Below are 25535 nucleotides of genomic sequence, written 5' to 3' on the forward strand. Positions count from 1 at the left end.
GAACGATTACTTCAACGCGGGGATGTTCTGTCTGACCTCAACCGTATCGACAGGCCCTCGAGCAGCCCACTCCAATGCAGTGTCAATGTCCGGAACATCAATCACGAATATCCCGCCGAGCTGCTCTTTCGTCTCGGGAAATGGCCCGTCCTGAACCTCCATCTCGCCGCCGCGCCGCTTCATCGTTGCAGCTGTCTCAGGGGCATAGAGACCCGAACCGAATACTACAATTCCAGCCTGCCGCAAAGCATGCACATAGTGCGTCCAGCCTGCCAGGTATTGTTGTTGTCTAGCTGGATCCGTTCTCGCCGCAAAGTCCTCCTGACTTTCGTAAAACATCAAAGTGTAATTCATACAAAAACTCCTCTCTTCAAACCGTATTAGATTTGGTTTCACTATAATGTCGTATAAGCTGTGCTGATTTCTACATTGCACAAAATTTTATTTTTAACAACTTGCCGTTTCTTGCGGGTAAGGTTCAGCTTAATAATCATAATGGCGAAATGTGTATAAGAAGCAGCCTATGCAGCTCCCTTTGTTTTACAAATGGACTTGATCCTGCTGTCGGTGAACAATGTTTGTTTGCCCAATGATATGATTCGTGAATCCCGTCTACATCAGGCGAGCCGTATCGGATCGCTGATTACTTTGGCCGCTTGGGCTACCTCATATTCATGATCATGACTTATGAAATCATTATACTCGCTCCATGTTGACAATTCAAATATTTTTGAAATATAATGACCTGGGACGTTTCAAAAATATTTGAATTATAGGGGTGATATGCTAGTGTCTAACGATCAACAAACTCGACTTTGTGCTTCTGCATCTGAATTGGCTGCTGTCAAACAGCAGGCCATGGGGTGGAGTTTGGCACTGCTCGCTTTAGCCCAGCTTATTTACGGGCTCGACATCAATATCGTTTTCGTAGCTTTGCCTGAGATCGGCCATGGTCTTGGATTCTCGGAACAGTCGCTGCAATGGGTGGTCAGTGCCTACACTGTTTTCTGTGGGGGCTTCCTGCTTCTTGGAGGACGTGCTGCCGATTTACTCGGACAAAAACGAATGTTTATTTTCGCGTTGCTCCTTTACGCGCTTTCGTCTTTATTGGGGGGCTTGGCCTGGAACCCGCTCGTCATCATTATAGCCCGTGCCATTCAAGGTATAGGAGCAGCGTTTCTGTTCCCGGCCACATTATCGCTAATCAATAGATTGTTTGAGGAAGGTCCGCGTCGCAATCGGGCTCTTGCCGTATGGGGCGGTGCCGGAGCCAGCGGATTGACAATCGGCTCTATCCTGGGTGGAGTACTGACCAATGCGTTCGGCTGGGAAGCAGTCTTCTTGGTTAATGTTCCATTAGCAGGGATTGTTGCACTGGCTGCGCTGTACGTGATTCCCCGTGATGAACATCGGAACCAAAAACGTCCGTTTGATTTACCCGGCGCCGCCACCGTAACCGCAGGAGCTACTCTTCTAGTCTATGTTCTTGTACAAGGACCCGAATTGGGATGGGGTGCCGGAGAAATTATCATTAGCGCCGTGCTTTCTTTGATCCTCTTGTCGATCTTCGCCATTATCGAAATGCGCAGCACCGCTCCTTTAATGTCGATACATCTTTTCCATAACCGCAGCCTGATCACCAGCATGGTCATAACATTCATCTACATGGCCACATTCGGTGCTCTACCTTACTTCCTGACAACCTTATTTCAGAACGTGCACGGATACAGTGCTTTGCAGACCGGGCTTGCCTTCATCATTCCTTCTTTGGCGATTGCAGCAGGCACCCAGCTCGGAGAACGGCTGGCGACCCGTTTGGAGGCGCGAAGCACATTGCTTATCGGTATGATTATCGGAATTGCCGGGACGCTGCTGATTCCGTTAGGGGCGTACACCGGCAGCAGCTATCTGACAATCGTTCCGGGGCTCATTATTTCCGGCATCGGCCAGGGCATCACATGGACCGGCATGTGGATCGCAGCTTCAAACGGCGTAGCCCCGGAGGATCAAGGCGTTGCGTCAGGGATAGCGTCGACCACATTAAACATCGGCAATGCCATCGGGCTTGCCATTTTGATTGCCATCGCCAACTCGGGCATTCGGGGAATAACGGGTGAAGCTCTGCGTGAAGCATTAGCTGAGGGTAATCGATCAGCTATTTATATGGCGGCGCTCGGCATCCTTCTCGGCGCGATTGTCACCTTGTTTTTGCCTCGAAAACGAAAAATATAACGGCTAACGTAGAAGTTTGACCCTTCCTGATTGTTCGTTAGCTCAACAAAGGCAACCGATATCAAACGGCTGCCTTTTTGTCTTTATTGAATTAACATGACACCTTGCCGGAAAAGCCCGGCTCGGCGGCGATACACAACTCTATAATGGCTGTCCGGCACAAAGCCAGATGCTCTTTTATATTTTCTTACTCGTCTTTTAACCTCCGTTGATACAACACAACAGACACAATCGTTAATACAACCGTCCATGCCAAAGTAATAAGGACAGGCTTTAATAAATCTACCGTCGTAAAGCCTATATTACGTATATTTAGCAGATGCACAAGCTGAACGCTTGGCGCATACTCCAACACTTTGAAGATCGGAAAATCATCGGCTAGCAACACCCCCCATGGTGCCCCAGTGAATACGAGCGCCACAGGCATTATAGATAATGATGCTTCAAGTAACGTCTTGGAATACAAACCACATATCGTCCCAGCTGCGGTGTATAGAATAATCGAAAAAATGATGGTCGCCACAAACGCCCATAGACTAGCTGGCACATAGCCTAATATATAGGTAGCAATAGCCAAAACAACAGCAGACATAACAAAGACTAAAGTACTTTTACCGATTAGAACATCCATGGTCGTGGTCGGAGTCATCATTAATGATCGTAAAGTGTTACGCTCCTTTTCCTCCGCAATCAAGCATGCTTGTGCTAAACTCGTTAGAATCACAAACGAAGTATTTAGAACAAAACCGGCAGCTACAGTCAAAGACGGGCTAGAAACCCGAAAAAGTAATGCGAACATAATTGGAAAAGTCAAAATAATGGAGATCGCATAATTGCGTGAAAACTCTTTGTAATCCTTCAAAAATATCGCACAAACACGTTTTAATGAGATACTCATAGTAACTCACTTCCTGTCATTTTAATAAAAATATCACCTAGACTTGGCTCTTTTGTTTCCAATCTATCAATTAATCCCCGTTTCATCCAATCAGCTATTTGATCAGCCGTTCCCTCATCGATCGGAAGCTCGTAGGCTTCCCCATTGATTAACTCAACACTAACTACGTCTTCCCGATGCTGTTTTTTAAGCTCCTTGGGTGAGCCGATGGTTTGGATTTGTCCTTGATATAAAATCGCTACACGGTTACATAGCAATTCCGCCTCAGCCATATCATGCGTAGTTAAAAAAATCGTTGTTCCTTTCTCATTTAAGTACCGTAAGCCTTTATAAATATGTGCGGAGTTTACCGGATCTAAGGCCGAAGTAGGCTCATCCAAAAATAATAATTCCGGCTCATGGATAATGGCGCATGCCAATATGACACGCTGACGCATCCCTTTCGATAATCGATTGACTTTCTTTTTGCGTTCTCCGCCTAAGTTAACAAATTGCAGCACCTTATCGATCGAGGATTTAGGAAGATCATATAATTGGCAATACAGCTCTAGATTTTCCTCAATCGTTAATCTCTCATATAGACCGCTGTTATCCGTCAAAATGCCAAAACGCATCTTCTGTGCAGACTGTTGCATCATCTCCGCTGGCTGGTTAAATACACTTGCCTGTCCGCTTGTCGGATTTAATTGCGCCGTTAAAATCTTAATTAATGTTGTTTTTCCCGAACCACTCGGACCCAGGAAACCAAAAATTTCCCCTTTCGGAATGGAAAAGGACACGTCTGACAACGCATCCTTATTTCCGAATCTCTTTCGAATATGTTCTACTTGAATAACATCCATGAACACCACTTCCTTCGAGTTGATGCCTTAAGCATATAAAGATTGCATGCTTTCAGCCATCAAAACCCGCCGAAATGTAGCCGTTGTCGCCCGAATGGTACCATGGAATGCTTGACTGGTTCGCTATTGCCCAGGAAATTAAATATTGAGAAGTGCTTTTAATTCATGCAATTTTGAACGAGATAATGGAACCACAGCATCTTTGCCTGTGTTTAATCGCAAGCTGTAGCTATTCTTCGTCCATGTAATAATTTCTCTTACTTTTTGCAGATTAACGATGTAGGAACGATGACACCTGAAAAATCCGAAATTTACCAATCTCTGCTCAAGCTCGGTTAGCGTCAAACCACAGACATAATTTTCTCCACCCACATGAACCAGGATCGAACCATCCATACTTTCTATGTAATCGACTTCCGGCGGATCAAATAAAATCACTTTGTCATTTTTTTTCGTAGAAATCTTCTGCAAGGTGATATTGGCCTGATCTTGTTCCTGCACTTCCTGCTTATCCTCTTCGGAGTCCCGAATATCCAATGGATGAAATCCGAATTCGTTCAATCGATAAATGGCATCACAGGAAATGATGGCGTCCTCTAAATTTGAAGTTAAAATCAAAATCTGCTTTTCGTTCGAAAGGTCATCCAAAATCCGTTTCAAATGACGACGATCTTCTTCTTCCAAATAAAAATAGGGTTCTTCCAACACCAGTGTAGGCTGATGCGCAAAAAAGACACGCAGCAATGTCACATACATCCTTTTTGATGAGCTTAGATCCTTGATTTTCACTTTACGTTCTTCGTTTAAAGCAAAATAATCCATTAACAGAGCGACACGCTCATCCCGCCCCGTTACTTTGATTAGAAAAGTGATCAGCTCTTCCACGGTTAAACGCATATACTCGCCTTGTTGAACTCGAAATACATAATATATGGAATGATCCGTCAATTGATCCATTAATAGCTGCTTACGCTTCAAGTCCGTTATAATGCCAAACGATTGGTTCGATATCATATTTAATTCGATCTTAGGCAGGAATAGCTCCCCATTATAAAAGATTGGTTGAAATTGCATGCCGTCCTCCAGGTCCGTGTCACATATTTATATCAATTATAATGTCGGGATCCTTTTTTGTCAGTTTCTATTAAAAAATATACCAGCTTGGGGCCCTTATTTTATTCTTTCTTGCGTTCAGGTATAAGTAAAAAAACGCCAACACAATAAAGCAATAAAGTGCTGACGTCTTACCCATAATTATGTTTAGCCACTTTTCTTTTTCAACTTTTTATTTATATGAAAAGTTAGTTAAAGCACGTTCTTCCGTAAAAATTCCCGCTTTTTCAGCGATACCCACATCTGTGCTGCGATAAAAATAGAGGAATACGTTCCACTGACCAATCCGAGAATCAGCGCCAGTGAGAAATTGCGGATTCCTTCACTGCCGAGTACGGCGATTGCCAATGCGGTAATGAATACGGTCGTAACCGTAAAAATCGAACGGCGCATCGTCTGCCATAAGCTAATGTTGACCATCTGCTGCAGCTCTTCAACGGTTTCGACTTTCATCGTCCTAAGATTTTCCCGAATCCGGTCAAAAATGACAATCGTGTCATTGATAGAATAGCCGACGATCGTCAGAATCGCTGCGATGAACGTCAGGTCAATCTCCAGCTGGAACACGGAGAACAGAGCAAGCGGAATAAACACGTCATGCAGGAGCGCGATGATACACGCCACCCCAAACAATAATTGAAACCGGATGGCGATGTAGATACAAATCCCGGCCGCTGCGAGCAGCAAGGCAATCGCTGCTTTTTTCACAAGCTCGTCAGCAATGACGGGAGAGACCGTCGATTCTTGCCTGCTAACCTGATCGCCATATGTTTGCTGCAGGTCCTTTTGAATCATCTCCAGCTGAGCTTTGGAAACGGGCTGATCGAACGTTGTCGTCGCCCATTCGTTGTTGTTGCCAAACGTCGTAACAGGCTTAAAGGCAATGTCCGGAACATTTTTTTGAATCACACCGGCGATGTCGGCCGTGTTAAACTGCTTGCCGATCATCACGTCAAGCCTCGTCCCAGCCTTGAAGTCGACTCCCAGGTTAAGTCCGAAAATCAGCATGCTAGCCAGCCCCAACACCAAAATACTCAAGGAGAAGGCGTAAAACTTCCGCCGGCTTTTAACGATGTCGAATTTGACTGGGGCGACCGGGGCTGACCTGCCAATGTCTTGCTCAGCTACCGCGTACCAGGCAGGCTTTTTAAACAAATTGGACTTGATCAGCAGCCAGAGCAGGGAACGGGAACCAAAGACGTTCGTCAGAAGACTAACGATCAACGTCATGATCAGAATGATCGCGAAGCCTTGAATAGAGCTGGAGCCGAATAGCATCAACACCGCGGCCGCGATGATCGTCGTCACGTGCGAGTCGACGATGGTGATGAACGATTGGCGCTGACCCATGCGAAAGGAGGACAGAATCGTCTTGCCGCTGCGGATCTCCTCCTGAACCCGCTCGTAGGTGATGATGTTGGCGTCGACGGCCATTCCCACTGAGAGTATGAATCCGGCGATTCCCGGCAAGGTCAAGGTCGCTTGCATCCAGTACAACACGACAAGGCAGGCGTATGTGAAAAAGACAAGAGCTATATTGGCGATCAACCCCGGCAGGCGATAGACCCACAGCATGAACAAGAGAACGACGCTAAAACCGACGTATCCAGCAAACATTGTCTTGTCAAACGCCAACGCTCCCAGGCTGGCACCGACCGAGTTGGCTTGCAGCTCGACCAGCTTGGCAGGAAGCGCCCCCGTATTTAAAATTTTCGCGATTTGAGTCGCTTCCTCCGCGGTGTGCTGACCCCTGATTTGTGCGCTGCCGCTTGTAATCACTTCGTCAATGACCGGATCAGTCAGCAGCGTTTCATCAAGGTATATAACCACCTTTTTGTGCAGGTTTTCCCGGGTCACTTGCGTAAATTTATCTGCATTGGTAAACTTCAACAAAATTAATGGCCGATGCAAATCGTCATAGCCTACGCTTGCCCCATTTGGCGCGAGGTCACTGCCCTGCATCACGCGGTTTCCCTGTTCATCACGGAATGTCAGTACCGCCGGTTTGCCGATCAAGGAACGCAGCATTTCCTGGTCTGTCACCCCGGCTAATTTGACGCGGATGCGATCAGGCTGTTCGATCGTAACCTCCGGCTCTTTTACACCACCAATGTTGACGCGTTTTTCGATCATTGTCGCCATCGCTTTCAAGGTGTCCATCGTCACGGCTTCGCTCTGCTGCAATGGCTCCACCTTGTACAAGATCTCGAAGCCGCCCTGCAAATCAAGCCCGAGATTAATGTCTTTGGCAATGTTGGGTGCTGTAGAAAAAAACAACGTGCCGGTTACGGCAACAATCAAGATAAACCATAGTAATTTTGACCATTTTATCATTCAGTTCGTACCCCATTTCAATGTAATGTTTCGTTGAAATGGGGCTGGTCTATGTAACAGGATTCATATTTGATCGGGTAAAGCAGAAAGAAGCGTTTAAAGATGGGGATAAAGGAATAAATATATCGCCTTATTTTATATTCGGGGAACATAAGGGAAAGTGCTGCGGATAAACAGAACAGAAGAAGAATGTTCGTGAACGAAAGGGAATGGTCCCTTTCCTTCAGCAAAGTTGCGTGCTCATCGATATATGAGTGATCAAGCAGTAAAGGCTGAGCAGAAGCTGCAACAGCTCCGCTTGGTAGTTGAATGGAGACAAGACAGCACAGGATAATCATAATCGCTGTCAGGAAAACTTTCAGAAGCTTTGTCAAGTAATCACCCCCTTTCGCCGGTCGATAAGGACTTCGCCAAAAGCGGAGCGAAGCCAGAATTCAAGCATTCGGGTGCAAAGGGTTAGAAGACCCGACCGAAATGCTTGCTATATGAATACGACATGGATTTCGAAAAGTTTCAGTTTTTTAATAACGCTTCGCAATGCATGATTTTTTTGTAAAATCTATGAGTCTACTGCATTTTCACATAGTGTTATAAAAAAAGAGCCCTTCCGTTGTCGATTTTTAATAAGTTATGTTTCATTTTTATTAATTGAAACCAATCACTCATTATCGAAGTATAACCTTATATGTAAAAAAGGGGGTACTGATGTTGAAGAAGATTTTAAAAGACACTGCGATTTTGACTGCATTGATCTTTATTATTAAATTCGTTCTTAGACTTATTATTAACCCTGATAGTATCATAAGAACATTCGAAAAAGGAGTTTGGATGGGTTTAGGGGTTTATTTCACTTCTTTAATAATGATATATGTTGTTATTTTTGTGATACTTTTTGTAAGAAGAGTTATTTTCAAACCAAAAAACTCTTAGATTCAACTCAGAGTTTTCTCTTAGATCATGATGGTACTTTCCGATTGATAACATACTCATATTCTTTTCCTCCAGCGCTGCAAGCTCATTATTTTTCGTGCACATCAACGACAAAGGGAGTTATAATTGAGGGAGCTTTAATAATCAATGGTCAGAGAAGGCTAAAATGGATTCTCGAAACGAACGGAGCGAAAATATGATTAACGTACAGTTGTGGAAAAATCAGCCGGAGACTTCTTACCGTATTATTGCGTTTGGCTCCAGCAATACTGAGCTGACATGGTCGAGCGAAGGCCGACACAATTGGGTGGATTGGCTCGGGATTAATCTAAGGGCACATATTGGAAAACATGTTTGCATAATCAATCAAGGGATTGGTGGGGACACAAGCTCCGATCTGCTGCGGCGGCTGGACCGTGACGTTCTGTCTTTCCTGCCTGCTGCCGTCATCATTACGGTCGGCGGCAACGATGCTGCGAAAGGCGGGTCAGTCGAACAGTATATCGACAATGTACGTCAAATCTGTTCGAGACTGCGGGAATTGAAATCCGAACCGGTGCTCCATTCGTATTATTGTCCGCTGTATCACCTTCATCCTGAGGGATTTGAGCAAACCTTCAAGGATATAGTCGAAGCTAACCGGCAGCTGTCCAAGGAGATGGATCTGACCCATCTCGACACATATAGTCGTTTCGAGCCCTTCTACCTCCACGAGCCCGAGGAATACACGAGGCTGATGCGCGACCGGCTGCATGTTAATCATTTAGGAAATCTCCTTATGGGCATGCACGTTTCTGAGGAACTCAAGCTTCCCAAGCTGCAGATCCCCCAAGACATTAAGGGTGAGGCTGAAATGTTGTGGGAGCGAATGAGCCGATGGTATGGGAGACGAGCGTAGAAAGCCGCTCCATTCGTATCCCTCCCTCCCATTTGGTTGATGCATCTTCTTGAAGTAACGTGATCGGGCTTTTCCGACTTCGTCGTCATCCAACTCCCAATAAAAGAACATACCGAGCATCGCTATTCTTCCACATTCATCTCTTTGGCTGCTTCCGCAATTTCGCTGCGTGTGACGGTTGTCAGGAAGGACAATTCTTTACTAAGCGCCTGCTTCATCTGTTCAGCAGCCTCCTCGTTCTTCCCGAGCTTTTTAAGGGTCAACGCATAGTAATAGTACGGCTCGGCGCGTTTCGGCGATTTGGACATCAGTTTCTCGAACAGTGCCTCTGCCTCTGTCATTTGGCCAAGCATGTAATAGTTCAATGCGCAGTTGTCCAGAATCGTCTTGTCGTCGCTGTTGAATTCATACGCTGCGAGATTGAATTCCAGCGATTCTCTCAGATCGCCGTGCATCAGCTTGAAATAGCCCAGATTGCCGTAGATTAGCGTGTTTTTGTATTGCTTGAACACGTCTTCCAGTTCTTTGACGGCTTCGTCCCGCTTCCCTTGCAGCCAGTATGCGGTAGCCAGATTGCAGGAAGCTTGCATCCTGATCTCGTGATTGCCGGTTCGGCCAAGCAGCTTCTGCAGCACGGCTTCCGCCTGCACCGACTCGCCTGTCCTCATCAGCATATAGGCGTATCCAATCTGATGGTTCTCCGGACACGGTTTGCTGTGATATGCCTTCCGGTACCAGGCAAGCGCCTGCTCGAACTGGTCGGCCGCGAACGCCGAGCTGCCTCGAATGGCATAGTAGCTTGATCTGGAGACATACACCATAGCCCCGGCTAGTACGATAACGAGTCCCCACCCGAGCAGCGTATGTAAGCGAAATGCTATAATCATAATCAGTATAAGTGCGGCGCCGGCAAGCGCCACTTTGATGAGCAGCTTCATTAAATCATCCCCTTTTTTTCGCTCTAGTACTATAATAGCCGGAAGTGAAGAAATAGCCAAATAGAGTCTGGGTAAGTATAGGATTCCATTGCCCCATGCCGCGGACATAAAAAAAGGATGCCCACATCACTATTAACGAGGATGTAGGCATAATGAAAAGATTTTTTCGCCGCGCGATTGCGCTGCTAATTGATTAAGTATTTCATAATTTGTTTCGCTACAACATTCGCAGCTTCTTCGATTGAATACTTGTTTGTATCGATTTCAATTACTGGGTTCCCAGTGGCATCATTTGTGCTCGAGCTTCCTGCAAGCGGTTCGTTTACATATACTTCTATATAATCTTTTCCAAGGATGTCCCGCGCAATTTCCCGGTCGTTGTCGTATGGGGAATCAATCGATACCAATGCAATAAGTCCTGCATCGTTCATCCATTTTGCAGCTTCCACCATTCGCCGCGCTGATTCTCCCTGGCCATTCTCAAGTAACATGGTATGGTAGCCTGCCGATACCAACCGTTTTTCCACTTCCTTCGCAAGGGGTGATTTATCCGAAACCGAACCGGTGAACCAGAGGGTTAATGGGTTCTGTCCTTTTTGTTGTGCACGAACCTCTCTGGTGATTTCCGTATCTAACTTGACCAATCTATCGGAGTTTTGAAGGGCTTGATCAATAACGCCGCAAGCGGAAGTCATATTGGTTACGCGATCGATCAGAATAAATCCGCCAATGCTTTTATATTGCTCAAAGGAATCAAAAACAATATTATCCGATAAAGAAAATTCGCATTTTGCCAATTCATTTTTGACAATACGATCTGCCGGAACTGTATTTCCAGTATTAACATCGATTTTATGCAGAATGGCTGTCAGGGTACCCGGCAGGACTTTTGTTCCTACTTTTACCAAATAATTTTTACCTGGTGCCAGCATGGAATCATCCATCCAAAGAATTGTGGCACTGAAACTATCTGCCTCTTTTATATGACTGTCTTTGGTGAACACACATCCCCGCGAAACGTCGACCTCGCGATCCAATTGAATGGTTACGGGTTGTCCGGCATGGGCTGAGTCTCTGTCCTGGTCTGTCACTAAGATGCGTTTCACTTTCGCCTTTTCGCGGCTAGGTAAAGTCGTCAGCTCATCGCCTACCGCGATACTGCCTGCCTCAATCTGGCCTTGGAAGCCGCGAAACGTATGGTCTGGCCGGCATACACGCTGAATTGGCATCATAAAGTGTTTCGCTTCATCCGTGTTATGAACATCCACATTTTCTAAGTACGACAATAAAGGAAGGCCTTCATACCAAGGGGTATTTTGTGATTTTTTTGTAATATTATCCCCTTCTGTGGCCGAAACAGGGATCACCTGTATGCTTTGAAGGTTGAATTCAGCGGTCGTTTGGAAGAAATCTTCTTTGATCGCCGCAAACTTGGTTTGATCAAAATCCACTAAATCCATTTTGTTCACAGCTAATACCAGATGCTTAATTCCCATGAGCGAGCAAATCCGTGCATGGCGTTTGGTTTGGGTAATGACCCCTTTTGTTGCGTCCACAAGAATGACGGCAAGATCGGCAAAGGATGCGCCAACTGCCATATTGCGTGTATATTCTTCATGTCCCGGTGTGTCCGCTACAATGAAGGAACGGTGATCCGTCGTAAAATACCGATAGGCCACATCAATCGTTATCCCTTGTTCGCGCTCTGCCAGTAACCCATCAAGAAGCAGGGAATAGTCAATTTTTCCACCGCGACTGCCAAGCCTGCTGTCCAGCTCTAATGCTCTTTCTTGATCGGCGAACAAGAGCTTAGCATCATAAAGCATATGTCCAATTAAAGTGGACTTTCCGTCATCTACACTTCCGCATGTAATAAATTTAAGTAGACTTTTCATTTTAGAAATAGCCCTCCCGTTTCCGTCTTTCCATACTTCCAGCCGCTTCTTGGTCAATAACCCGAGTTGTCCGTTCGGATGAAACTGCACCAAGTGTTTCTTCGATGATGGCATCTAGCGTATCCGCCTCAGACTCGGCTCCGCCAGTAAGAGGATAGCAGCCTAATGTGCGAAACCGCATCTTCTTCATTTCAATTTTTTCATGGGGTTCGAGTTTCAATCGGTCATCGTCGACCATGATGAGATGTCCATCACGCTGGAGGACCGGTCTTTCTTTTGCAAAATAGAGAGGCACAATATCAATGTTTTCTCTGCGAATGTATTGCCAGATGTCTTTTTCCGTCCAGTTGGATATTGGGAAGACGCGGATGCTTTCGCCTTTATTAATTCTTGTGTTGAACAGCTTCCACATTTCCGGCCGCTGGTTTTTCGGATCCCATGCATGGTTCTTATTCCGGAACGAAAAAATCCGCTCCTTCGCACGCGACTTTTCCTCGTCACGTCTTCCACCGCCGAACGCAGCCGTAAATCCGTACTTGTCCAATCCCTGTTTTAATGCTTGGGTTTTCATAATGTCGGTATACGCGGAACCATGATCAAATGGGTTGATCCCTTGATTAATACCTTCCTGATTCGAATGAACAATCATTTCGATACCAAATTCTTTAGCTTTGCGATCGCGGAATTCGATCATTTCTTTAAATTTCCACGTTGTATCAATATGCATGAAAGGAAATGGCGGTTTCTCGGGGTAAAAAGCTTTCAGCGCCAAATGCAGCATCACAGAACTATCCTTCCCGATCGAATACAGCATCACGGGATTCTCACATTCCGCCGCTACTTCTCGTATAATATAAATCGCTTCAGCTTCGAGCTGATCCAAATGCGTCATTTCTTGCGTGGAATCAAGTTGATCCAGCTGCGTCAGTTTTTGCATGGAAAGGAGCCTCCTATTAATCCCTACTAAGTTTATAGTATTTGTTTATATTCTATCAGATTCTTACTTTTATGCAAAGTGGTAGAATCTAAAATTCTCAGTAATTCTATTATTTTGCGTCGAATACTATAGTATTTTTTTGGAAAATAACGCTCCTTTAACACAATAATCACTGTGTGTGACGGTAAAACCTGCTGCGTTGCGCTCAAATAACAGCGGTTCTTGTATGCTGCGGGAGTCGAACCTCTGTTCATTTATCCATGTGAAAATGAAGCCCATACCCCTAATTCAGTAAAACAAAGAGTAAACTTCATTTAAGAATGATAAAAAGCAGTTCCACAAAATGAATCTGCAGAATCAGTTCATAATTGCTGAACCGATGCTTTATTTTGGAAAGCGAATCAAGTATGATTATCGTAACAGCTGCTGTCCAAATATTTATTCTTTGAGGGATGTCTATGAAGCCGCAAATATTACATTTCATTGCCCCTCCGATCCCTTATTTTCTGGATTTCGGAAGCGCTTTCTACAAAAAGGGAGAACGGCATATTAGCAGAACTAACATCGGAGCCTTCGATTTAATCGTAGTTAAGAAAGGATCTCTTTTCATAGGAGAGGACACGCATACTTGGCAGATCCAACAACACGATGCCCTTATTCTTAGACCGGACTTGCACCACTACGGGAGCGCCCCTTGCGAGCATGAAACGGAGATCATTTGGATTCATTTTTATACGCATGGTGCCTGGGAAGAATATGAGGATATGAACGCATGTCTGGAAAATCAAGCTTCCCTCATAGAGAACCATAAGCAGAGCGCTTTTTTGAATCATGCTGAAGTGAACTCGATCTTTATCCCGAAATATGTAAAGTTAACGCAGAAGGCACTGGGCAGCATCGAATATTTTTTTCAGCTGGAGCATGAATCGCGTTCGATCCGCAACTGGAGAAAGCAGAATGCTTTCCAGTTGTTTATGCAGCATATTAGCCGGGAATTGATCGCAACGACCGATATGACGGCCTTCCACTTAGCCGAGAAGGTCGAACTATTCATCCGTCAAAACTACACTCAAAAAATTTCCAATGCCATGCTGCAGGAGCATTTGAACTATCATCCCAACTACTTGGCCAAATGCATGCTGAAAGTGTTCGGTATGACACCGAATGATTATTTGCTTCAATATCGCATCGAGCAAGCCAAGAAGCTATTAATTCAAACAAACTGGTCGATGGCAAGGATCGCAGAAGAAAGCGGATTCCAGCATGCCTCCTATTTTTCCTCCTGCTTTTCGAATAAAGAAGGTATCTCTCCGCTAAACTTCCGCAAAAATTTCACCGGCCAACCTGTGCCGGGGCGCCCTATGCACGACTAAACCGACCCTTACGATAAAAAAACTCCCCCTGTTCCTGTTCTGAAGGGAGTTTTTATCTTTCAACTTCGACACGAGGTGCTTGAAATTTCCGGGCGGGCATCTAAAGCTCATTTTAAGCAGGGACACTTAGCCTTCCTTCACCCAGACACGCATCTCCCCTGCTCCGCGGTTGCCCCAAGCATAATACGGGATGAAGGTGGATTGAACAGGACGCAGCTTCCACTGTGCATCATTGAAATACAAATGATCCACTTCTACCGGGACCTCGATGCGCTTTGCCTGGGCCGTAATTTTATACACCCCTCCAAGCAAATTCGAATCGTACTCTACTTTGTAAGTATTGTCTCCCCGCAGCTGAAATAAGTGAAGCTCATTTCCGTTATCTGCTTCTTCTATGCAATAGATGAACGGTCCCCGCTGAAGAGCGATTTGTCCAGTAGTTTGCCGAATGAGCGGATGCCCTTTTACCCTCCGGACCGTCATGTCGAACTGCAAATCTATTGTATCGCCGGTTTGCCAATCTCTTGTGATGAATCCATAGCCGTCCCTTATCATGTCAGGTTCATAACGTACACCGTTTACCCGGTAATCCATCCGGTCGGACCATTCCGGCAGTCTAAATGCCAGGGTAAAAGCAGCGGACGCCTTCTCTGTCTGCACAAGGAACCGGACACAGCCATCTGTAGTGTAATCGGAGCTTTGGACGACGGTTACGTGCTGTTCCGCAAGAACGACTTTGGCCTCGCTTCCAATATAGAGATGAGTATATAAAATCGTATCCCTCTGAGAATATACATAATGATTTAAAGATGCAATCAATCTGGCAATATTCGGAGGGCAGCAGGAACAGCCGAACCATGGCTGCCGCTGTAATTTGACATGGGCATACTTTGGGTTAATCTGATTAGCTTTGGGATACACTTCGAGCGGATTGACATAGAAGAAGTGCTTGCCGTCTCTGGCCATCCCGCTTAGAACCGCGTTGTATAGCGCCCGTTCGAGCACATCGGCATACTCGCTTCTAGGTTCCAAATCCAGCATTCGCTTTGCAAAAAAGATAAGACCGATGGAAGCGCACGTCTCCCCATAGATCGTATCGTTCGGCAGATCGTAATCTATCGTAAAAGACTCCCCATAAGCCATGGCGCCGATGGCCCCTGTAATATACATCTGCTTCCTGACCATATTGGACCACAGCTTGCGGCACGCTTCAATCAAGCCTTCATCTTGAGTGACTGCCGCAACATGGGCCATCCCTGTGCACATATATACGGCACGAACGGCATGACCTACGGCCGTATCCTGCTGGCGGACGGGCAGGTGCGCCTGACTGTATTTCAAATCGTGGACGATATCCAGCTCGGGAAAATGCACCTTCTTCCCCCGCTTCACAAATTCCTGACCATAGAAGCCGGGCTGCTTCCCGCGTTCGTCAAGGAAAAACTGGCTAAGACGCAAATACCGCATTTCCCCTGTCGCTTCATACAGTTTCATAAGGGCTAGCTCAATTTCCTGATGTCCGTCATAACCTTGCAGCTTCCCAGGCTCGCTTCCGAATACCGTATCTATGTAATCCGCGTACCGGCAGCATATATCCAGCAGCTTGCGCTTGCCTGTACTTTGGTAATACGCAACACCCGCTTCAAACAAATGGCCCGCACAGTAAAGCTCATGGCACTCCGCCAGATTCGTCCAGCGGCCGTCCGGTTCCTTCAATGTAAAATACGTATTCAAATAGCCATCAGGCCGCTGCGCTTTCTCAAGCAGCTCGATGACATCATCCGCTACTTGCTCTAATTCCATGTCAGGCTCTGCCTGTAACATAAACCCGACAGCCTCAAGCCATTTGTATACATCGCTGTCCTGAAAGACCATGCCGCGGAATTCCCCGTGCTCTTCACCCGCGGCGATCCGGAAATTCCGTATGGCGTGACTTGGTTCGGCACCCTTAATCAAATCGTTCAATGCATCCCATTGGTAGGGAAGCACGATGTTTTTGACAAGCTGAATATAGGGGGACCAGAAAGGGTCTGCGATTCGTACGTGTAATGAATTTGAACTGGTCACGATTATCGGCTCTTGGTTCGTCATGTGCAAGCACCACTCTCATCTTCTTATTTTCTCTATCCCTTAACCCCGCCAACGGTAAGCCCCTCAATAAAGAAGCGCTGGAAGAACACAAATAATATGAATATCGGCACAATAGACAGCACGGCTCCGGCAATTAATACATCATAGTTATCGCTGAGCGGAGACAGGAACGTAGCCAGCCCAATAGGCAAAGTAAACTGATCGGTCGTGCGCAAAACAATGATCGGCCACAAGAAATTGTTCCAGCTAGCCAGCGCCTGCAGAATTGCCATGGAGGCATAGGCAGGTACCAATAGTGGCATCATAATCCGAAAAAATACGCCGCCTTCGGAACAGCCGTCCATCCGCGCAGCATCCATGAACTCTTTGGGCAGACTTAAAGCAAACTGGCGGAAGAAAAATATCGGCAGCGGAGCAACCGCAAAAGGTAAAATAATACCCCAGATCGTGTTGATCAGCCGGAGCGCAATCATTTCCTTGTATAAAGGAAGAATAATGATTTCCACTGGAACCATCATGGTTAGCAGCACAAGGGAAAAGACCAAATTTCTGCCGACGAACTTATACATGGCTAAACCGTATCCAACCAGAGAAGATAGCAGCAGACTGATGACAGTGAACAAGACAGTAATGACGATACTGTTCTTATACCAAGTAAAATAATGGCGTGCTGCGCCCTTAGCCTCGAAAATCGCCTGATAGTTTTTGAAGCTCATCAACGAGAAATCCCACCGGACATTCAGCCCATAGCGGAAAAATTCAGTCGCCGGCTTCATGGAACCGAGCAGCAGTGCGTAGAGCGGGAACAGTGCCATGATGGATAAAATAACAAACAGGAGCACGAGAATTACTTTGGGCACGGTCCGGGTCCGTTTCGCTCCCATACCGGTCATTCCTCCTTCCGAAACAAGCCAAAGCAGAGTAGTTGAATCAGATTGATGAGCATGGTAATAATCAACAGGGCTATCCCAATCGCAGCGCCGTAACCGAGGTTAAAGTACTGAAACCCTTGCTGGTAAATATATCCAACAATAGTGAGTCCGATATTTTGGGGTGAAGGCTTCCCGGCCCACAGCATATAGCTCTCGGTAAACATCGCGAATCCGCCATAAATGCTGATCGTTAGAACGTAAATGGTGATCGGTCTTAGCATGGGAACGGTAATACGAAAAAACTTCGCTCCTATCCCCGCCCCGTCGATCTCGGCAGACTCATACAAATCCCGCGGTATGCTTTGCAGTGCGGATAAATAGTAGAGAATATTAATGCCCATCCATCGCCAGGAAGCCAAGACGACCATAGCGAGCATAGCCGAATGCTGATGCAGCAGCCATTTTTGGCTGGGTAGTCCGAATACATGCAGCACGGAGTTCATCAACGATCCATCCAGCTCGCCGAAGATAAGCCGGAAAATAGCCCCGGCCACGACAACCGAAGTCAATGCAGGGATGAACAAAGCCGAACGGAAGACGTTGCGTCCCGGCAGCCACTTCGAGTTCAGGAGCACTGCAAGCACCATGGGAATCGGAATTAGTACAAGAATAGTCCAAAAGGTATAGCTGACGTTGTTAAGGATCGCTTTGAAAAAATCGGGATTCCACAGCTTGATGTAATTATCGAAGCCGATAAAAGTCTCTTCCCCTGACTCTATATGCTGGAAGCTCATGATGAAAGAGCTGACTATCGGGTACGCGAAAAAAAGCAAAAAAGATAGGATAAATGGCGATATAAACAAGTACGGTGCCCAACGAACCGTTTTCGTTCTCTTCTTGCGGACCGCATGCACCTTGGCTATTCCATTTTCACTGAGCATGTTTCAACCCCTTTACCCGCATCCATCCTGTACGCTGGCATAGACTAATTTAGCTATGCCAGCGACAGGCATACCGACTATTTTTTTCTTAGTTCGTCCCCTACGGCTTTTAATACCTGAGCGGGATCTTTCTTTTCCAGGAAAATCTGCGGCATCGCTTTATTGCGAATGGCGTCAAATACCAGCGGCTCATTATCGGTGATGTTAACTGGCACGATCTCATTTTTCACTTTCAATAACGTATCGAATATATCGTTGCCGAAGTAGTCCGTGAATTTGTTCGATTGTTTCATTGCCGGGTCCGTCCAGGCTGCCGTGACGATAGGATCGAATCCAAGCTGCTTCCAAATTTGAATCCCGCTTTCCTTGGTCAGCTTAGAATAGGTAAGGAATTTCATGGCCAGTTCCACATGCTTGGATTGATCGGTAATGGAGGTCGCAGTTCCTCCCATGCCTGCGGATCGATTCCCGCCCGGCTCCCATGCAGGCATCGGACGAATGATCATTTTCCCTTTCAAATCCGGCATTTTATCGGTAAAACGTCCCATGAACCAGAACGGCATAAATACTGATGCAGCACCGCCTCTGTTCATATAGCCAAAATATTCTTCTGTATCATGACCGGCGCCAGGCGCTACTGCCGCTACCTTCTCATTAACAAGCTTTTGAAAAAATTGCATCGTCTTAATATTAACCTCATTATCGATCGTCACGTTGCCCTGTGCGTCGACTTGATCCGATTTCTGCTGCGAAATCGCCGGCCACCAGGACCAGTTTCCGTTTCCCTCAAAAGTAATGATCGGCTTGCCTGTTTTTTCAAGAACCTGTTTGCCTGCTGCTTCCAAATCACTCCATAGCTTGATATTGTCCGGATTCACACCGGCCTTACCTAAAATCTCTTTATTGTAATAAATCACGGTAGCCCCTACATGATAATCGACTCCGTAATATTTGCCGTTCTTGCTGTAAATATCAACGCGTGATTTCACAATGTCAGGTAATGCCGGAGTCACGATATCGTCGAGCGGCACCAGATTCGTTTGTCCCCGAACAAAATTCGGAAATTTGCTTTGCTCGATATCGACCAGATCGGGTGCCCCCGTCTTGGTCTGCAGAGCAATGAGCAGCTTGGAATGCATATCATCATACGGGATGGTCGTCGCTTCCAATTGAATCTGCTCATCCGGGTGCGATTGGTTCCAGCTCTGCGCCATACTCTCCCAATATTTCTGATGCAGGTCGACGAACGTCCAGAACGTTAGCTTCGTTGGCGCTCCCGGTTTTGCCGTGTTGTCGGGCTTGCTGGTACAAGCGCTTAGCACAGCCGAAGTAGCTAAGGCAAAGGCCAACGCAATAAACAGAGTTCTCTTCAAAGTTCTCATCCCCCATTATGTTGTATTGATGAAAGCGCTACAAATGAATTATAGCTAAATATGGAAATCTTGACGACAAAGGATCTCAACCAATTTTTTAAAAATATCAACCTTGTGGAAACCACCATAACGTCGAATACAAGCTGCCGGCGGGTAAAAAAAAGCTGCCCATCGAGGTCTGTATGAACCTGCATGGGCAGCTTTCGTCATCCTATTAAGGTATTATAAATATTTCATAATGGTGGAATATTCCATGAAACTTTATTAAATAAAGAAATTGCTGTAATATATAATAAAATAAATTGGATAGAGCAGAAGGGGAAGTCTATGGATGAAAGAACGCTGCTGCTGCTTGGAATATTGAAGTCTCAAAGTCTGCATGGTTATCAAATTAATGAATTTATCGATAAAAATTTGAGCCGGATTACCTCCATGAAAAAAGCTACAGCTTACTCCATTTTGGACAAGCTGAACACTGCAGGCTTTATCAGCGTACGCGAGGACCAGGAAGGAAATCGCCCGCCAAGAAAAGTATACTCCATTACTCCTGCCGGGGAAGAGGAATTTTACTTGCTACTTCGTGGGAACCTGTCCGAGCAGGATACTACTTCTTTCAAAGGCGATATTGGACTTATGTTTATGGACCATCTGTCCAAGGAAGAAGCGATCGATTGTCTCATGTTACGTTTGAATGGTTTGACTGAACAGATCGAAGAATTGCAGCAAACACCTAAACATAATTTCTCAAGAGGGATTGATTTATCTATCGAACATCATCTTGTATGCAAACAGGCTGAGAGGGACTGGTTGAAATCTGTAATTGAAAAATTAAAAAATGAATAATTTTCGATCGGTACAATTATTTTTATAGGGCTTTGCGCAGCAGCGCAGAGCCCTTTTTATATAGGTTCTAACCTGAATATTTCAAAGTAAATTGGTAAATAGTCACAAACGAAATAGTCAGGATTGACTATTCAAAAATCGGGGTATATAATCAAATGCGTAATAGTCACATTCGACTATTCAACAACAAACTAATCAGGAGGAAATTATGTTGCTATTTTTTGCGGTTTTGTTTATAAACTTGGCGTTGGTTGCTTATACTATCGGTGTTTGGGCTGAAAAAATTTCGGGGCGATTGAAACCGAAGCATCTCGCTTTCTTCTTTTCCGGTTTATTGTTTGATGGAATTGGCACTGGTTTTATGGGCCAGCTGAATCCAAACAAAGAGATTAATTTGCATGGTATTACCGGCATGGTCGCCCTATTATTGATGCTAATTCATGCAATATGGGCAGCAATTGTATTATGGAGGAAGAAGGAAAAGCAAATTGGTCAATTCCATACATTTAGCTTGGTGGTTTGGGGATTGTGGTTAGTACCTTACTTGATTGGAGTTGGATTAAGTATTTTTAAGTAAGCCACGCTGCTTAAAGCGGTTGCCTTCGAACGCCACATGGCCTTCATCAACCTGATTGCCGAGATATCGCTAAATATAAGCCGAGTCGGAGCTTAAATTGCTCCTGAACTCGGCATTTTTTCATACCTTTACACTTATGACGGTACATAACCCACTTCTTTGCCATCCTGAGGCACTCGATGACCATCGAACAGAACATCCTTAATCTCTTCCTCCGATTACTTCTGCGGGCTCACCATATGCTCCGGGCGGACGAATTGGTCAAACTGTTCCGCAGTCAAAAATCCGCTTTGAATCGCCGCTTCCTTCAAGGTAAGATGCTCCTTGTGAGCCAACTTGGCGATAATAGCCGCTTTCTCGTACCCGATATGAGGATTTAATGCAGTGACGAGCATTAACGACTCCTGCAGGTACCGGTTAATTACTTCCCGGTTCGGCTCAACACCTACTGCACAATGATCGTTGAACGACACCATAACGTCCGCCAGCAGGCAGGTTGATTGCAGAAAGTTATGGATCAGCACCGGCTTGAACACATTCAACTCGAAATTGCCCTGGCTTGCCGCGAAGCCTATCGCCGCATCGTTGCCCATGACCTGGCAGGCAACCATCGACATGGCCTCGCTCTGGGTCGGATTCACTTTACCAGGCATGATGGAGCTTCCAGGCTCGTTTTCAGGAATCACCAGCTCTCCAATGCCGCACCGCGGCCCGCTCGCGAGCCATCGAACGTCATTAGCGATTTTCATCAAATCAGCCGCCAATGCTTTCAACGCTCCATGTACGAACACAAGCTGGTCATGGCTTGTCAAAGCATGGAACTTGTTAGCTGCAGATAAGAACGTTAAGCCGGTATCCTTGCTGATCGCCTCGGCTACCTTGTCGCAGAATTTCGGGTGGGCGTTCAAGCCTGTACCGACTGCCGTGCCGCCGATCGCGAGCTCCTTCATCGTATCCACGCTGCTTGTGATCATCTGCTCCGTCTTCTCCAGCATAGCCCACCATCCGCTGATTTCCTGCCCCAAGGTTAAGGGAGTTGCATCCTGGAGATGGGTGCGGCCAATTTTGATGATGTCAGCGAACTGCTCCATTTTGGAGCGCATAGTTCCCTTCAGCTTCGCAAGCGCCGGCAGCAAATGATTCTCTACAGCAAGAACTCCCGCGATATGCATTGCCGTAGGAAACGCGTCGTTAGAGCTTTGTGAACGGTTTACGTCGTCGTTCGGGTGCACCTTTTTATCGATTCCCTTGCCTTCAAGAAGCTGATTGGCGCGATGTGCAATCACTTCATTCACATTCATATTGGACTGCGTGCCGCTACCGGTCTGCCATACGACCAGCGGAAATTCATCGTCCCATTGTCCCGCTAATATTTCCTCGGCAGCAGCCTGGATAGCCACTGCTTTGTCCGTATCCAGCTTACCCAGATCTTTGTTGGCCTGTGCAGCTGATTTTTTCAGTATGGCAAAAGCCCTGATAATCTCCATCGGCATCCGCTCCGAACCGATTCTGAAATTTTCGATGCTGCGCTGGGTTTGCGCTCCCCACAGCCTGTTGGCCGGCACTTGAATTTCGCCCATTGTGTCATACTCTATTCTGTATTTCATAAGTACAGCATCTCCTTTTTCTACCTGATATTTTACCGAATACCACCTTTGAACAACATCGGGTTGGCTGCATCCGTAGGAACTTAGGATCAGGTCGTTTCGCTTGACTCAAAGAAGGCGGGGCACTCCCCACTTGGCCTGATAAGGAAATGGTTTATTCACGACTTAATCGTTTCACTATATTAGCGAGCAGCCTTGTTTTTGGCACCAAGCTTTCGATAACCAAAAATTCGTCCGCAGTATGCGCATTTCCACCACGTGGACCTAAGGCATCAATCGTTGCAATCCCTACGGCCGCAGTCAGATTACCGTCCGACCCTGAACCTATTCTCTTATCGGTTAACGACTCTCCCAATTGCATCGCTTCTTCTTGAACGATACTCAATAAATGCTCGGAATTCGCACTTTTGATCATCGGTAGTCTTGTAATACCGCCTTGCAAGACTGATGTTGTTCCTTCAATCATTGTAGTCGAGCAAATGCGTTTGATTTTGCGTTCAAGCTCCATAGCCTGTTCCGGTGTCTCCATTCGTACATCAATCGAAGCCTTGGCATGTGCAGCAATCGTGTTGCTGGTTGTTCCCCCGCTAATCACCCCGACATTGACATGTACGCCCGCATTTGGATCGGTCAATGCATGAAGTTGAACAATTTTATACGCGATTTCACCAATTGCGCTTCGCCCTTTTTCCGGTTCTTCTCCAGAATGCGCCGCCTTCCCAGTTACAAGCAATTCAAATTTACCACCACCGCGCCTACCGGTTATAAGCTTCCCTGTCATATCGCTCGGTTCAACGATCAAAGCATACTTAACGCCTGCCGCCTCCCGCTCAATCAGATTCCTTGAATAAATCGAGCCGTGCTCTTCGTCCGAATTCAGAATGATTTTGATCTGCTTGAAACTCTCGTCCCCTGCTTCGATCAAAGATTGTATCGCAAACAGCATCATGACCAAGCTGGCTTTCATGTCATATACACCGGGTCCGTAAGCAAAAAATTCATCGCGCGAAAAAGGCCGGCTTTGCGTTGTACCTACAGGAAATACGGTGTCCAAATGTCCAATCATCAAGATATTTGGATGTTGCGCCTCGGGATGAACGATGATCAAATGATCACCACGTTCCGACTGACGGTCGACACTAACTTGAAATCCCAGAGCCTGATATGCAGAAGCCAGCACATTCCCTACCCGATCCACACCCGCTTTATAAAACGTCCCGCTATCGATATTAACAAGCTTCTCCAGCAGCTTGAGCATATCCGCTTCCTTAGCTTCCCAACATTTTGTTGGCATCGCGCCTCATCCTTTCTTTTCCGCTCTTCTTGTATTTTCACAAAAACAATCGATGAGATAATTCGATCCATTCACATCCGCGATCCGAATTCCTTTTGTTCGTTCCGAATCCGCATAGAGGTCCACGTGCTTAACAGTATCGTGCCGCACCGCCTGCTCCTCGCAGCCTTGCAAACCTTCATATAAAACTCTTCCCGAAAAGCCGCTTTCTCCAGTAACTCCAATCAAGTGCAAAACCGTTGGCGCAATGTCAATAATGCCCGCCGGAATATGCGTTACATAGCCCTTTTTAAAGCTGGGACCGATTCCCATGCAAAACGGCTGCATATCTTCATTTCGGATAGAGCCATGGTACGATTTATTCTCCGTTTTGGCGTTTAAGTAATGAACAACTCCTTGAACGCCATCCTGATTCACTTCATCGGTCCATGTTGGAACAACGGCTAACAGAGGGGCTCTGTCGTGAGTAATGCTTCCGAGCACCGCGCTCAAAGGCAGCGCATAGTTCAGTTGCTGATGAAGCGGTTCTTTCGCCAGCAGCATACCGCACCAGGTTTGGGCAGATAACCAGTCAGCGAGCGCCTGCAATTCCTCTACCTGATTTTCGTCCCCGTAGATAAAAGCATCCACTGCAACGAAATTCAGTTCTCTGTTCAATTCCCTCCGGGCTTGATCCAAATAATGTTCCAGGCTGCCTATCATGTTTGCTGTCGAATGCCCGTGATCGCTGATGAGCAATATATCCAATTCATCCTCCATGCCAAGTCGTGAGATAGCTTCCAAAATCTCGGACAGACATTGGTCCACAAGCCTCTGGGCTTGCTTGGTCTCTTGCGATGCGATGCCGAAATAATGCTGCGTATCGTCCGGTTCAGGAAGCCACAGCACCATAACGGTATTCTTTTCATCAGGCAATTGCTGTTCAATGAGCGTCCGAGTTGCCCATAAAGTGCGTTCCTTCTTTCGGATCGAGGCATCCGATTCGGCAGCGGCTGCGCCTCGAACGGCATGCAACCGGCTAAGCTCCGGGATCCCGTAGTCGGTAGAAGGATTCATGACATGCTGCGGATGATTAAAATTCCAGATCAACGAAGCACCGGGTGAGCTTCCGGCCGAAACCGTCAACCGCAAGTCCGCTTGAGCTAATCGGTCCCCTAACGTCGGCCGCAAGAGCAACGCTTCCCCTGTTCGTTTCTGAAATTGAAATAATTCTCGATGGTCTCCTGTTTGAAGCAGCCCGTCTTCCGAAAAACCGGGAGCATACATGAGATTGTTCATTAGTCCATGCTCTCCCGGATAGCATCCTGTAGTTAAGGAAGCCATGCATACCCGTGTAAGAGACGGATATACGGAATAAAAAGATTTGAACACCGTACCGCTTTTCATTAACTGGCAATACGTAGGCATCGTATCGGCTTTAACCTGATCCGGCCTTAATCCGTCCGTTCCGATAATGAGTACCCGCCGTCCCGAAGGACTCTTCTTTTCAGCTGTTTTCCCCATGGATTTCATTCCTTTGTGTTTTATAGTCATCCGTTTTTTCACTA

Annotated in this window: 20 protein-coding genes; 5 read left to right on the forward strand and 15 right to left on the reverse strand. The window is 46.2% G+C overall.

Features of this window, described 5'->3' with window-relative positions:
• Positions 1-6 precede the first annotated feature (6 nt).
• The gene (locus GGC63_RS01665) at positions 7-354 is read right to left on the reverse strand and encodes a YciI family protein (RefSeq protein ID WP_192700855.1); all 348 of its coding nucleotides are present in this window, start codon (positions 352-354) and stop codon (positions 7-9) included.
• Positions 355-789: 435 nt separating this feature from the next.
• Between GGC63_RS01665 and GGC63_RS01670 the strand changes: the two genes are divergently transcribed.
• Positions 790-2232: an MFS transporter gene (locus tag GGC63_RS01670; RefSeq protein WP_318780964.1), complete on the forward strand. Its 1443-nt coding sequence runs from the start codon at positions 790-792 to the stop codon at positions 2230-2232.
• 187 nt (positions 2233-2419) lie between these two features.
• Here GGC63_RS01670 and GGC63_RS01675 read toward each other — a convergent pair whose 3' ends face one another.
• The 4 genes from GGC63_RS01675 to secD form a co-directional block, all read right to left on the reverse strand.
• Positions 2420-3130: an ABC transporter permease gene (locus tag GGC63_RS01675; protein ID WP_192700857.1), complete on the reverse strand. Its 711-nt coding sequence runs from the start codon at positions 3128-3130 to the stop codon at positions 2420-2422.
• Positions 3127-3972, reverse strand: a complete 846-nt coding sequence (locus GGC63_RS01680; RefSeq protein ID WP_192700858.1) for an ABC transporter ATP-binding protein — start codon at positions 3970-3972, stop codon at positions 3127-3129. The genes GGC63_RS01675 and GGC63_RS01680 overlap by 4 nt, the downstream gene beginning before the upstream one ends.
• A 138-nt stretch (positions 3973-4110) precedes the next feature.
• Positions 4111-5046, reverse strand: coding sequence for a LytTR family transcriptional regulator DNA-binding domain-containing protein (locus GGC63_RS01685; RefSeq protein ID WP_192700859.1), 936 nt, complete (start codon positions 5044-5046; stop codon positions 4111-4113).
• 231 nt (positions 5047-5277) lie between these two features.
• Positions 5278-7419 carry a protein translocase subunit SecD gene (gene secD, locus GGC63_RS01690; RefSeq protein WP_192700860.1) on the reverse strand — a complete coding sequence of 714 codons (2142 nt, stop codon included), beginning with the start codon at positions 7417-7419 and terminating at the stop codon, positions 5278-5280.
• A gap of 1096 nt (positions 7420-8515) precedes the next feature.
• Between secD and GGC63_RS01695 the strand changes: the two genes are divergently transcribed.
• Positions 8516-9247, forward strand: coding sequence for an SGNH/GDSL hydrolase family protein (locus GGC63_RS01695; RefSeq protein WP_192700861.1), 732 nt, complete (start codon positions 8516-8518; stop codon positions 9245-9247).
• Between the two features lie 122 nt (positions 9248-9369).
• On the opposite strand, the gene GGC63_RS01700 is transcribed toward GGC63_RS01695, so the two are convergent.
• The 3 genes from GGC63_RS01700 to cysD form a co-directional block, all read right to left on the reverse strand.
• Positions 9370-10185: a tetratricopeptide repeat protein gene (locus GGC63_RS01700; RefSeq protein ID WP_192700862.1), complete on the reverse strand. Its 816-nt coding sequence runs from the start codon at positions 10183-10185 to the stop codon at positions 9370-9372.
• A 185-nt stretch (positions 10186-10370) separates the two neighbouring features.
• Complete coding sequence (locus GGC63_RS01705; protein WP_225947860.1) at positions 10371-12194, reverse strand: GTP-binding protein; 1824 nt, start codon at positions 12192-12194, stop codon at positions 10371-10373.
• Positions 12082-13017: a sulfate adenylyltransferase subunit CysD gene (cysD, locus tag GGC63_RS01710; RefSeq protein WP_079908769.1), complete on the reverse strand. Its 936-nt coding sequence runs from the start codon at positions 13015-13017 to the stop codon at positions 12082-12084. The genes GGC63_RS01705 and cysD overlap by 113 nt, the downstream gene beginning before the upstream one ends.
• Positions 13018-13475: 458 nt before the next feature.
• Here cysD and GGC63_RS01715 point away from each other — a divergent pair, with 458 nt between their 5' ends.
• Entirely contained in the window at positions 13476-14390 is a 915-nt protein-coding gene (locus tag GGC63_RS01715; RefSeq protein ID WP_079908768.1) for a helix-turn-helix transcriptional regulator, read from the forward strand.
• 126 nt (positions 14391-14516) lie between these two features.
• On the opposite strand, the gene GGC63_RS01720 is transcribed toward GGC63_RS01715, so the two are convergent.
• From GGC63_RS01720 to GGC63_RS01735, 4 genes are all read right to left on the reverse strand, one after another.
• Positions 14517-16457 (reverse strand): glycoside hydrolase family 127 protein, encoded by a 1941-nt coding sequence (locus GGC63_RS01720; RefSeq protein WP_318780965.1) that lies wholly within the window; start codon positions 16455-16457, stop codon positions 14517-14519.
• 56 nt (positions 16458-16513) lie between these two features.
• On the reverse strand, positions 16514-17365 hold the full coding sequence (locus GGC63_RS01725; RefSeq protein WP_192700864.1) for a carbohydrate ABC transporter permease: 852 nt from the start codon (positions 17363-17365) through the stop codon (positions 16514-16516).
• 5 nt (positions 17366-17370) lie between these two features.
• Entirely contained in the window at positions 17371-18294 is a 924-nt protein-coding gene (locus GGC63_RS01730; RefSeq protein WP_192700865.1) for a carbohydrate ABC transporter permease, read from the reverse strand.
• A 77-nt stretch (positions 18295-18371) separates the two neighbouring features.
• Positions 18372-19676 (reverse strand): extracellular solute-binding protein, encoded by a 1305-nt coding sequence (locus GGC63_RS01735; RefSeq protein WP_192700866.1) that lies wholly within the window; start codon positions 19674-19676, stop codon positions 18372-18374.
• Positions 19677-19994: 318 nt separating this feature from the next.
• On the opposite strand from GGC63_RS01735, the gene GGC63_RS01740 reads away from it, so the two are divergent.
• Both GGC63_RS01740 and GGC63_RS01745 read left to right on the forward strand, forming a co-directional pair.
• Positions 19995-20510: a PadR family transcriptional regulator gene (locus GGC63_RS01740; protein ID WP_192700867.1), complete on the forward strand. Its 516-nt coding sequence runs from the start codon at positions 19995-19997 to the stop codon at positions 20508-20510.
• 211 nt (positions 20511-20721) lie between these two features.
• Complete coding sequence (locus tag GGC63_RS01745) at positions 20722-21087, forward strand: HsmA family protein (RefSeq protein ID WP_079908980.1); 366 nt, start codon at positions 20722-20724, stop codon at positions 21085-21087.
• 218 nt (positions 21088-21305) lie between these two features.
• Here the strand turns inward: GGC63_RS01745 and fumC are convergent, their stop codons facing one another.
• From fumC to GGC63_RS01760, 3 genes are all read right to left on the reverse strand, one after another.
• On the reverse strand, positions 21306-22694 hold the full coding sequence (gene fumC / locus GGC63_RS01750; RefSeq protein ID WP_192700868.1) for a class II fumarate hydratase: 1389 nt from the start codon (positions 22692-22694) through the stop codon (positions 21306-21308).
• Between the two features lie 154 nt (positions 22695-22848).
• Positions 22849-23988, reverse strand: coding sequence for a M20 family metallopeptidase (locus GGC63_RS01755; protein WP_192700869.1), 1140 nt, complete (start codon positions 23986-23988; stop codon positions 22849-22851).
• Positions 23989-23994: 6 nt separating this feature from the next.
• Positions 23995-25491 (reverse strand): alkaline phosphatase family protein, encoded by a 1497-nt coding sequence (locus GGC63_RS01760; protein WP_192700870.1) that lies wholly within the window; start codon positions 25489-25491, stop codon positions 23995-23997.
• Positions 25492-25535 lie beyond the last annotated feature (44 nt).

Source organism: Paenibacillus sp. OAS669 (assembly GCF_014873645.1).
GTDB classification, from domain to species: Bacteria; Bacillota; Bacilli; order Paenibacillales; family NBRC-103111; genus Paenibacillus_S; species Paenibacillus_S vulneris.